This is a genomic window from Arthrobacter sp. CJ23, from assembly GCF_024741795.1.
Taxonomy (GTDB): domain Bacteria; phylum Actinomycetota; class Actinomycetes; order Actinomycetales; family Micrococcaceae; genus Arthrobacter.
This window is the reverse complement of the sequence record NZ_CP102950.1, coordinates 2,888,933-2,902,181: the sequence shown is the minus strand read 5'-3', so window position 1 is coordinate 2,902,181 and position 13,249 is coordinate 2,888,933. Positions and strand designations below refer to the sequence as shown.

The window sequence follows — 13,249 nt, the reverse complement described above, 5'->3', positions numbered from 1 at the left end:
CAGGCCGGCCAATACTTTTTGCACACACGCCCATGGATCCCCTTTGTCATCCCAGGGAACCTGGCAGCCGTGTGTGCGCGCCCGCAATCAAGGTCTCAGGGAGCCCAATGAACGCCGTCCAGAGGTTCATCAGAAGCCGTGTGCTGCTGCTGACCGCGGCCATTTTGATCGTCGCCATGTGTTTGTCCGTCCTCGTCCAGAGCCAGTCCCAGGCGGCGCTGAACCGCACCGTGGACGAAAACTCGAGGGGACTCTATGACATCCTGGTCCAGGCCAAACCGGAGCAGTCCCAGGACGGCGACGGCGGTGCCCTGATCCAGCCGGAAATCGCCACCGGCCAGGGCGGCATCAGCTTCGAGCAGCTCGACAAGATCCGGGCCATGGGACAGACCGGCGTTGCCGCCCCCATCAGCCTCGTCTCCCGGGTCACCCAGAACCTCGAGGCACCCCGGCTCAGCGCCATGGACTATCTCGGCTTCAACTCCGGCCTCGCCGGGGCCGTGACGGCCGGAGACCCCTCCGCACTGGATCCGTCCAAGTGGCCCGCCGCCGAATCCGTGCTGTCCGCGGCGCCGAAGAACTACCGACTGACCGCCACCGCCGTCAGCTCCGACGGCGTCAACGAACAGACCCTGTTCAAGACCAGCGCCGAAGGCACCCTGGGCAAGGGCCGCCTCGTGGAGGAACAGACCGCGGGCGGCAAGAGCATCCGCATCGCCGGCGCCGCGGGCGAGACCGGGATCAAGTTCCCGGCACCTGCCGGAGGCTCCGAGCACAACCTCTTCAACCTCTCCGTGGCGCTGCCCCTGGCGCCTGAGGTGACCGAGTCCGTGGTCGCCGTCGACCCTTCCGCCGAACGCGCCCTGCTGGGCTCGGCTGGCGACTTCCTGGCCCCGCTGGAGAAGGCCCCGCCAGCCGACGCCCGCAACGCCGGCGCCATCGGCCGCCACTTCGAGAGCCTCTTCACCAGCGGAATCGGCATGGACCAGCTCACCGAAGGCCCGGACTTCCTGGGCGTCAAGCTCAAGTACTGGGCACCCCTGATGACGCAGTACCAGCAGGCCAAGCGCGACGGCAAGCTCACCGCCGACTCGCAGGCCATCCCGCTGATCGTGCGCTCGGGCACTTCCCTGGACCTGAAGTACTCGGTCAAGATCGAGGAAATCGACGCCAGCGGCAAGGTCATCAACGACGTCGGAACCGTCACCCGCTCGCTCGACAAGGACTACCTGCCCTTTGTCTCCAATTCCCCGTTCGCCCTCGAATGGCCCGGTTCCACGGACCACAGCAAGGTGCTGGGCGCCACCGGAAGCTTCAGCCAGGGCCTCTACAACCCGGCCGCCTGGAGTGCAGCCTTCGCCGCAGCACCGCAATACAAGGACGAGGAAACGGCGGCCAACGGCGCCGTCGGCAAGACCGCGACGCCTGGCGACTGGGTCACCGTCAACCGCCTGCCCGAGAAGTCGGCCTTCGGCGCTCCGGTGGACCAGACGCAACGCAGGCCCGTGGACGAGCGCTCCTACCGCGAGGACCTCGAAACCGGCAAGAAGCCCGCTGCGCCCCTGCCGATGGTCTACGGCACCTTTAACCCCGCCGACGTCATGGCTGCCGCCGGCGACGTCAACCGGCTGCCCCTGGGCGGCTACGACCCCGCCCCGCTGACCCTCAGCAAGGACGCCGAAGGCAAGGACACCGACGCCACGGTGCTCAAGCCGTCCCTGAGCGCCACGGGACTGGTCAGCCAGTCGGCCGGTGCCATCACCGACTACTACGGCCTGGCCGCAGCCCGCGGCTACGACGCCAACGCCAACGTCATCGACGCCATCCGCGTGCGCGCCAACGCAGCCGGCACCTGGAAGCAGGCCCAGCCGGAAGTTGAGAAGCTCGCCGCGGAAATCCGCAAGCTCGGGCTCGAAGCCACTGTGGTGGCCGGTTCCGCCCGCGAGGACACCAGCATCTTCGTCCCCGGCTACTCCAAGGACGACGCCGGCAAGGAAGCGGCGCTGGGCACCGTCCAGCAGTCGTGGGTGCGCCAGGACGCAGCGGACGCCGTGTCCGGCTCGCTGACCGGCACCAACATCACCCTGCTGTTCCTGACGCTGCTGGGCGCCACCCTGCTGACCGGTGCCTCCACCGTGAGCTACATCCGCCAGCGCCGGCGCGAGGCCGGCACCCTGCGGGCCATGGGCTGGACCCAGAAGCGGATCCGCTCCTGGGTGCTCGAGGAATTCGCGGTGGGCGCGGCGGCCCTGGCGGCTGCCGGGATCCTGCTGAGCCTGCTCAGCTGGAACCTTGCCACCGTGATCGTGTCCATCTCGATGCTGGCGATCTACGCCGGCGCCGCCTACCTTGCGGCCCGCCAGTTGCGCCACCGCGAGGTGGTGGACCAGGAGCCGCAGCACGACGACCGCCTCATCATGGTGGACTCGCCGCTGACCTTCGCCAACCGCCAGCTCACCACGAACCGCTTCAACTCGGCTTCGCTCGCCGTCGCCGTCGGTGTTTTCGGCGCGGCCGTCGGTGCGCTGATCGCGCTGCTGATCGACATCCCGCGCGCCGCCGGCGCCAGCGCCCTCAGCGGCCTGGCCGCCGCGAGCATCACGCTCCCCAGCGTGGTGCTGGCGGTCTTCGGGGTGCTCGTCGGCCTGATCCTGACCTTGGTCACCGGACGGTTTGAGCTGCACGCCAAGCGCGAGTACCTCGGCACCCTGCGGGCCATGGGCTGGAACCCGGACATGCTGGGCCAGGTCCGGTTCTTCGAAAACGCACTCGTCGGCACCGTGGCCGTGCCCTTGGGCGTCCTCGGTGCCCTCGGGCTCGGGCTGCTCCTGGCCCCCTATGCCGCACTCTGGGCCGGACTGGCCGGGCTGCTGGCCGTACTTTGCTGGATTCCCATTGCAACGAAAGTGGTCAAATGACTGACAACCTCCACACCGAGCTGACGGCGACCGCGGAATCCACCGACGAGTCGCTCCAGACGCGCGCCAACACCATCGTGAAGGCCGCCGACCACGCGACCCCGCTCGCACTGAGCCGGATCACCATCCACTACGGTGGGGACAAGGGCGGCGCCGAGCCGGTCGACGTCGTCGACGATTTCGACCTGACCCTGCACGCCGGCGAGATGCACTGCATCGCCGGGCGCAGTGGCTCCGGCAAGACCAGCATCCTGACGGTGAGCGCCGGGCTGACGCTCCCGACGTCGGGACGGGTCTTCTGGGAGGGCACCTCGCTGGAGAACATGGGCGACGACGAGATCGCCGACCGCCGCCGGGCCCTGATCGGCTACGTGGACCAGGGCGGCGCCCTGATCGACGGCATGAGCGCCCTTGAGAACGTGCTGCTTCCCGCCGTGCCCGACGGCGAAGTGGAGCAGCGTACGGAGATGGCCAAGGACCTCCTGGACCTGGTGGGCCTGGGCCGGCGCATGCGTCACCGTCCCGCGCAGCTCTCCGGCGGTGAGCGCCAGCGCGTGGCCATCGCCCGTGCGCTGATCCTGGGCACCCGCGTGCTGGTGGTGGACGAACCCACGGCCAGCCTGGACCGCGCCGCCGCGAACCGCATCATCGGCATCCTGAAGGACACCACCAGCGACGGCATCGCCGTGCTGGTGGCCTCGCATGACCATGAGCTCGTCCGTCTCAGCGACACGCTGACCGAACTGAACTAGAAAGGTAACTTCTTAGAGTGACGTCCGCAGAGAAGCCCCCGTTCTACATCTCCACTGCCATCAGCTACCCCAACGGCGTGCCGCACATCGGCCACGCCTACGAGGTCATTGCCGCCGATGCCATGGCACGGTTCAAGCGCCTCGACGGCCATGAGGTCTTCTTCATGACCGGAACGGACGAGCACGGGCTGAAGATGCAGCAGTCGGCCGAGAAGGAGGGCCTCACGGCCAAGGAACTCGCCGACCGCAACTCCGCAGCCTTCAAGCAGATGAGCCAGGACCTGGGCATCTCCCACGACCGCTTCATCCGGACCACGGACGAGGACCACTACACCGCCTCGCAGGCCATCTGGAAGAAGATGGAAGCCAACGGCGACATCTACCTGTCCAAGTACGAGGGCTGGTACTCCGTCCGCGACGAGGCGTACTACGTCGAAGACGACACCCTGGTCAAGGACGACGGCCTGCGGTACACCAAGGAGACCGACACGGAGGTCACCTGGACGGCAGAGGAAAGCTACTTCTTCCGCCTGTCCGCGTACCAGGACAGGCTGCTCGCCCTCTACGAGGCGCAGCCGGAGTTCGGCGCGCCGCAGTACCGCTTCAACGAGGTCATCAGCTTCGTCAAGCGCGGCCTGGAGGACCTCTCCATCAGCCGCACCACCTTCGACTGGGGCGTACCCGTCCCGGGCGACGCGAACCACGTCATGTACGTGTGGGTGGACGCGCTGACCAACTACCTCACCGGTGTGGGCTACCCCGACGTCGAGTCGGAATCGTTCCGGAAGTTCTGGCCGGCCGACGTCCACGTCATTGGCAAGGACATCTCCCGCTTCCATGCGATCTACTGGCCCGCGTTCCTCTTGAGCGCAGGCCTGGAGCTGCCCAAGCGCGTCATGATCCACGGCTTCCTCACGAACAACGGCGTGAAGATGTCCAAGTCCCTCGGTAACGTGGTGGCACCGCAGGACTTCGTGGCCCAGTACGGCCTGGACCAGGTCCGCTTCTTCTTCCTGCGCGAAGTGCCTTTCGGGGCCGACGGCAGCTACAACCACGAGGCCATCGTCGGCCGCATGAACGCGGACCTGGCCAACAACTTCGGCAACCTGGCACAGCGTTCGCTGTCCATGGTGGCCAAGAACTGCGAAGGCAAGGTGCCGGTACCCGGTGCCTTCACCGATGCCGACACGGCCCTGCTGGCCCAGGCCAGCGAACTGCTCGCCACGGCCCGCGCCGCGTTCGACAAGCAGGAATTCAGCCGCGCCCTCGAGGCCATCTGGGGCGTGCTGGGCGACACCAACGCCTACTTCGCGGACCAGGCCCCGTGGGTGCTGCGCAAGACCGACGTCGAGCGCATGAACACGGTCCTGTACGTCACCCTCGAGGTGGTCCGCATCGTGGCGCTCCTGGCCCAGCCGGTCATGCCGGCAGCCGCCGCCAAGCTGCTCGACGTTCTGGGACAGCCGGAGGGTGAGGCCCGCCGGTTCGACGCCATCGCGACTCCGATCGTAGCCGGCACCGAACTGCCCGCCCCGGCACCGGTGTTCCCCCGTTACGAGGAGCCCGCCGAAGCCTGACGGTTGGGCTCCGCACCCGATCGTTTCCGCACCCGGTAATGACTTTGGCACCCACAGCAGTGAGTGCCAAAGTCATTACCGGGTGCTTTTCCTTCGCAGGACTACGCCGTGGCGAGGCCCTCGACGGGGGAGAGGCGGGCTGCACGCCGGGCCGGGAGCACCGAGGCGAGGAGTCCGGCCACCACGGCCACGCCGAATACGCCGAGCAACTGCAGCCACGGCACGGCCGGGACCACGTCCGCCAGGCTGCCGAGCGAGGCCTGCGCCCCCAGCCAGCCGTAGCCGACGCCCAGGGCCGTGCCGATCACGGCCGCCACGCCGGCCACGAGAACCGCTTCGATCGCGAGCATGCCGCGCAGCTGGCCCTTGGTCAGGCCCAGGGCCCGCAGCAGCGAGTTCTCCCGCGTCCGCTCCAGGACGGACAGCGAGAGCGTGTTTGCAACACCGATGAGGGCGATCACCACCGCCACGCCGAGCAATCCTGTTACGACCAGCAGGAGCACGTCGATGATGCTGTTGAATGTCACGCGCTCGATGGCCGCACCGCTGATGGTCCGCTCGGGAACGCCCAGCGCCGCGGCCACTTCCTTCTGGATGCCCGGCACCCGGTCTGCGGCAACACTATCGTCCAGTTTCACCCAGACCATCCCGGCCGGCGCGCTGACCGCCGGGGAACCGGCTGCTGAAGAACCGGCTGCCGAAGAACCGGCTGCTGAAGAACCGGCCGAGCCTGTCGCCCCCGCAGGAGCACCCCCCGCAGGAGCACCCGCCGTCGTCGGGCCCACCAGGAACGGCACCACATGCCGTGTCCGGAGCACGACGGCGTCGTGTTGCGTGGCTCCGCCGGCTCCGGCGAGCGTCGCCGGACCTTTGGGGGAATCCTTGGGAAGGTAGACGGTTCCCGCGGTGGGCTGCAGTTTGTCGTCGCGCAGCACCGAGGCTGCGTCCTGCGCGGAGACCGCGTAGACCGCGGGGCCGCCGTCGGGATAGGCTGTGCCGCCCAGCGTGCCGGCAGGCCGGAGCAGCACGGCGGCAGCGACGCCGTCGAGCGCCTTGATCTGCTCCACCGCGCGGACCGGATCCACCGCCGTGCCGGAGGCCGTGCCGCCGTCGGCAAGCCCGGACCCCGCAATCCCCGCGGCCAGGTCCACTGGGTACGTCTCGGCAAGGGTGCTGTTGAAGGCCTGCCGCGAGGTCGCCGCACCGGTCATCATCATGGTCACCAGCGTGACGCCGATCAGCAGCGCGGCAGCCGTGGCGGAGGTCCGCGCCGGGTTGCGCGTCGCGTTGACGGCGGCCAGCCTGCCGGGCACGCCGGCCGGGGCCGCGAGGTGCCCGGCCCACGCCACCACGGAGGGGATGAACAGGCTGGCGCACAGCAGCAGGCCCACGAAGGACACCGCGCCGCCCAGCATGGCCACGGGCAGCATCACGGAGATGGCTCCGAACACCAGGGCGGGAATGCCGGCAAGCAGCGCCAGGATGCCCAGCACCAGACGGACCCTGCCGCGCTTGTTGCCCACCTTGGCGTCGTCGGCGGGCCGCAGCGCGGCCAGCGGCGCGACGGCGGTGGCCGCCTTCGCGGGGATGAGGGCCGCGACGACGGTCAGCAGGGTTCCGGCCACCAGCCCGGCGATGATTGCCGACGGCGGGACGGCCAGTGTTGCGAACGCCTTGTCCGGCGTGCTGCGCGCCCAGGCGATGAGCCCGGACATGAGTCCGACGCCGGCGAGGACGCCCATCACGGAGGAGACAAAGCCCACCACGAATGCTTCGAGCAGCACCGAGCCCCGGATCTGGGCCTTGCCCGCGCCGAGGCAGCGCAGCAGCGCCAGTTCGCGGGTGCGCTGCGCCACCAGCACGGCGAAGGTGTTGGCCACTACCAGGGCGGAGACCAGGATGGCAACGCCGGCGAAGGCCAGCAGGATCACGGTGAGCTGGTCCTGCCCGCCGCTGAAGGATGCCACCACGGAGGTCACCTTCTCCTGGGCAGTCTGGACGGCGGCGCCGGAGGCCCCGGCCGCCTCCATCCTGCGCGCCACGTAGTCCTTGGCGGCGGCCACGTCCTGGCCGGGCTTGAGGAGCAGCTGCAGCCCGGTGTAGCCGGCTCCGGCCTCCTGGACGGCGTCGAGGGTGGAGTCCGTGGCCAGGAGCTGTGCCATGGCCGCCGAGAAGGGATCGTTGCTGGCCTGGACCAGCCCGGTGATGGTCACCTTGAGGGGCTTGTCCTGCCCGGATCCCCGCAGCTCCAGGACGCTGCCGGCAGTGAGCCCGAGGTGCCCGGCGGACTTGGCGTCGAGGGCGGCCTCGAACGGTGCCGAGGGGAGCTTGCCGGAGGACAACACCGCGCTTTCCAGGGCCTGCGGGGCCAGGTTGCGGAGCATGCCGATCTGCTCGTCGCCGCCGGACGTGCCGCCGGAGGTGAAGAGAGCCGGTGCGGTGCGCTCGGCGTAGGAGTCCTTGACCGCAGGCGCGGAGGCGGCGGCCTCCACGGCGGCCTGGTCGAAGGCCGCGCCCAGGCCCGGAGTGGCTACGAGGTCCGCTTTGCGGTAGGCCTCGCCCAGGCTGGCGCCCAGGGAAGCCTGGGTGCTGGCGCCGACCATGAGCGTGGTGGACAGGAAGGCCACCGAGAGCATCACGGCCAGGCCCACGGCAATGAACCGCCTGGCATGGGTGGAGAGTTGTGACAGGGCAACGCGAAGCATGCTCAGGCCCCCAGCTTGCCGAGGGCCGCCAGCACCGAATCGGCGGTGGGGTGGTGCAGCTCGCCTACCAGGCCGCCGTCGCTCATCAACACCACACGGTCCGCGTAGCTCGCGGCGACGGGGTCGTGGGTCACCATGATGATGGTCTGGCCCAGCTCCTGGCTGCTGCGGCGCAGGAGGGCCAGGACCTCTCCGCCGGCCTTCGAGTCCAGGTTGCCCGTCGGTTCATCGCCGAACACGACGTCGGGACGGGTCAGCAGGGCCCGCGCGACGGCGACCCTCTGCTGCTGCCCGCCGGACAACTCGTGCGGACGGTGGCTCAGCCGGTCCTTCAGGCCGAGCGTGGTCACCACATAGTCCAGCCAGGCGGCGTCGGCAGTGGTCCCGGCCAGGGCGAGGGGCAGGGTGATGTTCTGCTCCGCCGTCAGCGTGGGAACCAGGTTGAAGGCCTGGAAGACGAAACCGATCCGCTCGCGCCGGAGGGCAGTCAGCTGGCGGTCGTTGAGCGCTGTCAGCTCGGTCCCGCCCAGCACGATCCTGCCCGAATCCGCGGTGTCCAGTCCGGCCAGGCAGTGCATGAGCGTGGACTTGCCGGAGCCGGACGGGCCCATGATGGCGGTGAAGCGTCCGGCCTCGAAACTGACGCTGACATCGTCCAGGGCGGTGACGCGCGTTTCGGCGCGGCCGTAGCCCTTGGACAGGTTGAAGGCTTCGACGGCGGGGGCGGCGGGGAATGCCTCCGGTCCGGAGGGGCGGGGGAGCGGCGTGAAGGTTGTCATGCTTCCACGCTATTTTCCGGGCAAGCCGTTCCGGATCCGGCCAGGGGGCGATTGTCCGGACGCCCGCCTCATACCGTGGTCGGAGACGCCGGGGCCACCGGTGGGAGAAGCAGAGGGGCTCAGGCGCCGGGGGCCACCACTCCGGTCTCGTACGCGATGACCACCACCTGCACGCGGTCCCGTGCGCCGAGCTTGGCCAGGATATGGCCCACATGCGTCTTCACTGTGGCCTCGGACAGGTACAGCCCCGCCGCGATCTCCGGGTTGGAGCGGCCGATGGCGATGAGTTCGAAGACCTCGCGCTCGCGGGCGGTCAAGCGCTCGACGGCGGCCGCATGCTCGCTCTGTTCCGGCGTCTGGGTGCGCAGGAGGGGAGCGACGTGGTCCAGGAGCCGCCGAGTAGTGGAGGGGGCGATGACGGCGTCGCCGCGGTGTACGGTGCGGATGGCTTCGAGGAGTTCCTCGGGCGGGGCGTCCTTGAGCAGGAAGCCGCTGGCCCCGGCCTGGATCGCGGCCAGCGCGTACTCGTCCAGGTCGAAAGTGGTCAGGACCACGATCCTGATGGCTGCCCGCTGTGAACCTTCGGGCTGGGCCGCCGCCTGTTCCAGGATCCGGCGCGTGGCCTCGATGCCGTCCATGCCGGGCATCCGGACGTCCATCAGCACCACGTCGGCCGCAGTGGCGTTGAGGGCCTGGATGGCCTCGATGCCGTTGCCGGCCTCGGCCACGACCTGCAGGTCCGGCTGGGAGTTGATGAGCATGCCGAAGCCGGAGCGCACCAGCTGCTGGTCGTCGACAAGGGCCACCCGGATGGGCTGCTGGTCTGCGGGCATGGGCTCAGGCCTCCGAATAGGGAACGAACGCGGATACGTGGAAACCGCCGCCCGTGGCCGGGCCTGCGGTCAAGGATCCATCGTAGAGCGAGATCCGCTCGCCCATTCCCCGGAGCCCGTTGCCGGCACCGTCGGCGGGAGGATCGGCGGCGGCTCCCCGCCCGTCGTCGTGCACGTCCACTTGCAGGCCCCGGTTCTGCCACTCCAGTGCCACCCCGGCGCGGGCCCGGGGGCCGGCGTGCTTGATGACGTTGGTGAGCGCTTCCTGGATGACACGGTAGGCGGTCAGCTCGGCGCCGGCGGGCAGCCGCCGCCGCGGCGTTCCGCTTTGTTCGAAGGCCAGCTGTAGTCCGGCGGCGCGGAAGCCCAGCAGCAGTTCGTCCAGGTCCGCGAGGCCTGGCTGGGGCCGCGTGGGGGCGGCGTCGTCCGAGCGCAGGATTCCCAGCAGCCTGCGCATCTCGCCCAGGGAATCGCGCCCGGTGGCCGCAATGGTGGCCAGGGCCTGCGTGGCGAGTTCGGGTTTGGCCGCGGCTGCGTAGCGGGCGCCGTCGGCCTGGGTGATGATCACGGACAGGGAATGGGCCACGATGTCGTGCATTTCGCGGGCGATGTGCGAGCGTTCATCGGCGGCGGCCAGCTGGCGCTCCTGCTGCTGCTCGATCTCGAGCCGCCGGGTGCGGTCTTCCAGGGCCTGCAACTGCAGCCGCCGCACGCGCGTGAGGTCGCCCAGTGTCCAGCTGACCAGGACCAGCATCCAGATCAGCACGGTGTACACGGCGCCGATGGTCAGGTCCATGATGCCCGAGGAGGAACTCATGGACAGCCGCGTGGTCAGCATGACACCGCCCAGCAGGCCCAGCACCAGCACCGAGCGGCTGGCCCAAACGGGCCCGTAGGCCGCCGTCGCGTAGATGATGAGCGGCACGGCGAGCTGCCCGGCTACCGGCTGCTCGGCGAGTGCCCACTGCACCAGACAGACAAGGACGACGGCGGCGGCGGCCGGCACCGGGCGGGTGCGGCGCCACGCGAGGGGCAGGACCAGGGCAGCGGAGATCAGGAACAGCACCGGCCGTTCGGCAAAGAGGTACACGGGACCCAAGAGCAGGAACAGGAGCGCAGCGGCGGCCAGGTCTACCTTGAAGGGGTTGTCCCGGAACCAGCTGTAAATTGCATGCCTTCTGTCCACGGATTGAACTCTAGTGCCGGGGCCGGGCGAGGGGCATCATGCCGCGGTCTGAGGCGGGCTCCCGCCCGCATTCCGCGGGCGCTCCCGCCCGCGTCCCGCCCGCCGTCGAGCGTGTTCGAATGGTGAGACGTTTTTGACCAACATGTGGATGCCTTGGCTACATTGGATTCATGAGCGCATCGTCCATCAATCTGGCTGTCATCCCCGGTGACGGCATTGGCCCCGAGGTCATTGCCGAAGCCATCAAGGTTCTCGAAAAGGCTGTCGCCGCTGAAGGCGTCACCCTGGAGCAGACCCACTACAAGCTCGGTGCCCAGCACTGGCTGGAGACGGGCGAGACCCTCCCGGACGAAGTCCTTGCTGACCTGCGCACGCGGGACGCCATCCTGTTCGGCGCCGTCGGGGCGGCCCCGGGCGATACGCGCATCCCCTCCGGCATCATTGAACGCGAGATGCTGCTCAAGCTCCGCTTCAGCCTGGACCACTTCGTCAACCTGCGGCCGTCGCGCCTCTACGGCACGGTGGGCAGCCCGCTGGCCAACCCGGGCACCATCGACTTCATCGTGGTCCGCGAAGGCACCGAAGGCCCATATGTCGGCAACGGCGGCAGCCTGCGCACCGGCACCCCGCACGAGATCGCCACGGAGGTCTCGCTCAACACGGCCCACGGCGTGGAGCGCGTGGTCCGCGATGCCTTCCGCCGCGCCAGCGAGCGCCCCCGCAAGCACGTCACCCTCGTCCACAAGCACAACGTGCTGGTCTACGCCGGCCACCTGTGGAAGCGGATCGTCGAAGAGGTGGCCCAGGACTTCCCCGAGGTCACCCACGACTACCTGCACATCGATGCCGCCACGATCTTCATGGTCACGGACCCCGCGCGTTTCGATGTCATCGTCACGGACAACCTGTTCGGCGACATCCTCACCGACCTCGCCGCGGCCGTCACCGGCGGCATCGGCCTGGCCGCTTCGGGCAACATCAACATGGACCGCACCGCTCCGTCCATGTTCGAACCGGTCCACGGCTCGGCTCCGGACATCGCCGGCCAGCAGAAGGCCGACCCCACGGCGGCCATCCTGTCCGCGGTGCTCCTGCTGGACCACCTCGGCTTCACCGCCGCGGCCCGCAGGATCGAAGCCGCCGTGGTGGCCGACGTCGAGGCCCGCACCGGTGAACCGCGCAGCACTGCTGCCATCGGCGATGCGATCGCGGCGGGTCTTTAGGCCCTGCCTGCGGGCGTAAGCTTGACGTGAATTACTTACATGCTGCCGTGGTCCGCCGCTGAACCATATCCCTCCGGGGCACCTATCCCCTGGGTGAGGTTCGCGCCGACAGGCAGCCGACTGTGGAGGAACAATGACCCAGACTGCCCACGGCGTCGAATTCAACAAGCACCTGTCAGCCACGCCGAAGTCTGTTGAAGAACGAGAAGCCATCCTGGCGAACCCGGGATTCGGTGACTACTTCACCGACAACACCGCCATTGTCGACTACAAGGTGGACGCTGACGGCAACGGTGGCTGGAGCAATGCGCGGGTCGAAGCCTATGGACCCATCTCTTTGGATCCCTCGGCGGCAGTCCTGCACTACGGCCAGGAGATCTTCGAGGGCCTCAAGGCGTACCGCCACGCCGACGGCTCGGTCTGGACGTTCCGTCCGGAAGCCAACGCCGCCCGCCTGAACAAGTCGGCCCGCCGCCTGGCCCTGCCGGAACTGCCCGAGGACTACTTCCTGGGTGCCATCCGCGAGCTCGTGGCCGCGGACCAGGATTGGGTTCCCTCCGGCGACGGCGAGGCCCTGTACCTGCGTCCGTTCATGATCGCCACGGAGGCCTTCCTGGGTGTCCGGGCAGCCCGCGAGGTGTCCTTCCGCGTCATCGCCTCGCCGGCCGGCAACTACTTCGGCGGCGAGCTGAAGCCTGTTTCCATCTGGATCTCCCGCGAGTACGCCCGTGCAGGCCGCGGCGGCACCGGCGCGGCGAAGTGCGGCGGCAACTACGCTGCCTCCCTGATCGCCCAGCAGGAAGCCGAGGCCAACGGCTGCAAGCAGGTCCTGTTCCTGGACCACTTCAACGACGACGCCGTGGAAGAACTCGGCGGCATGAACGTCTTCTTCGTCTTCAAGGACGGCTCGCTCGCCACCCCGGCGCTCTCGGGCACCATCCTGGAAGGCGTCACCCGCTCCTCGGTCATCCAGGTGGCCAAGGACATGGGCCGCGAGGTCGCCGAGCGCAAGATTACCCTCGCCGAATGGCGCGACGGCGTGGCCTCGGGCGAGATCACCGAGGTGTTCGCCTGCGGCACCGCTGCGGTCATCACGCCCATCGGCGTCCTCAAAGACGAGACCGAATTCATCGGCTCCGAGGACGCGAAGGCCGGCGACGTCACCATGGCCATCCGCGAACAGCTGCTGGGCATCCAGACCGGCACGGTCGAGGACACCCACGGCTGGCTGACGCGACTGGTCTAGCCTTCCGGTCCTGAGCCTGCTGTTCTGAAG

9 protein-coding genes are annotated in these 13,249 nt (G+C 68.9%); 5 read left to right on the top strand and 4 right to left on the bottom strand.

Annotated features, from left to right (window positions below; genetic code table 11):
• Positions 1-107 precede the first annotated feature (107 nt).
• From NVV90_RS12925 to metG, 3 genes are read left to right on the top strand one after another with little or no spacing between them, the layout of a single operon-like run.
• Positions 108-2,918 carry an ABC transporter permease gene (locus NVV90_RS12925; RefSeq protein ID WP_258437686.1) on the top strand — a complete coding sequence of 937 codons (2,811 nt, stop codon included), beginning with the start codon at positions 108-110 and terminating at the stop codon, positions 2,916-2,918.
• Entirely contained in the window at positions 2,915-3,670 is a 756-nt protein-coding gene (locus NVV90_RS12920; protein ID WP_258437685.1) for an ABC transporter ATP-binding protein, read from the top strand. The genes NVV90_RS12925 and NVV90_RS12920 overlap by 4 nt, the downstream gene beginning before the upstream one ends.
• Before the next feature lie 17 nt (positions 3,671-3,687).
• Positions 3,688-5,247 (top strand): methionine--tRNA ligase, encoded by a 1,560-nt coding sequence (gene metG / locus NVV90_RS12915; protein ID WP_258437684.1) that lies wholly within the window; start codon positions 3,688-3,690, stop codon positions 5,245-5,247.
• A gap of 101 nt (positions 5,248-5,348) precedes the next feature.
• Here metG and NVV90_RS12910 read toward each other — a convergent pair whose 3' ends face one another.
• The 4 genes from NVV90_RS12910 to NVV90_RS12895 form a co-directional block, all read right to left on the bottom strand.
• The gene (locus tag NVV90_RS12910) at positions 5,349-7,952 is read right to left on the bottom strand and encodes an ABC transporter permease (RefSeq protein WP_258437683.1); all 2,604 of its coding nucleotides are present in this window, start codon (positions 7,950-7,952) and stop codon (positions 5,349-5,351) included.
• Positions 7,953-7,954: 2 nt separating this feature from the next.
• On the bottom strand, positions 7,955-8,731 hold the full coding sequence (locus tag NVV90_RS12905; RefSeq protein WP_258437682.1) for an ABC transporter ATP-binding protein: 777 nt from the start codon (positions 8,729-8,731) through the stop codon (positions 7,955-7,957).
• 119 nt (positions 8,732-8,850) lie between these two features.
• Positions 8,851-9,564: a response regulator transcription factor gene (locus NVV90_RS12900; RefSeq protein ID WP_258437681.1), complete on the bottom strand. Its 714-nt coding sequence runs from the start codon at positions 9,562-9,564 to the stop codon at positions 8,851-8,853.
• A gap of 4 nt (positions 9,565-9,568) precedes the next feature.
• A complete protein-coding gene (locus NVV90_RS12895) occupies positions 9,569-10,750 on the bottom strand; it encodes a sensor histidine kinase (protein WP_258437680.1) in 1,182 nt (393 codons plus the stop codon).
• Positions 10,751-10,920: 170 nt separating this feature from the next.
• Between NVV90_RS12895 and NVV90_RS12890 the strand changes: the two genes are divergently transcribed.
• Together NVV90_RS12890 and NVV90_RS12885 are read left to right on the top strand one after the other, a co-directional pair.
• A complete protein-coding gene (locus NVV90_RS12890) occupies positions 10,921-11,973 on the top strand; it encodes a 3-isopropylmalate dehydrogenase (protein WP_258437679.1) in 1,053 nt (350 codons plus the stop codon).
• A gap of 133 nt (positions 11,974-12,106) precedes the next feature.
• Positions 12,107-13,219 carry a branched-chain amino acid aminotransferase gene (locus tag NVV90_RS12885; protein WP_258437678.1) on the top strand — a complete coding sequence of 371 codons (1,113 nt, stop codon included), beginning with the start codon at positions 12,107-12,109 and terminating at the stop codon, positions 13,217-13,219.
• The last annotated feature ends 30 nt before the right edge of the window (positions 13,220-13,249 follow it).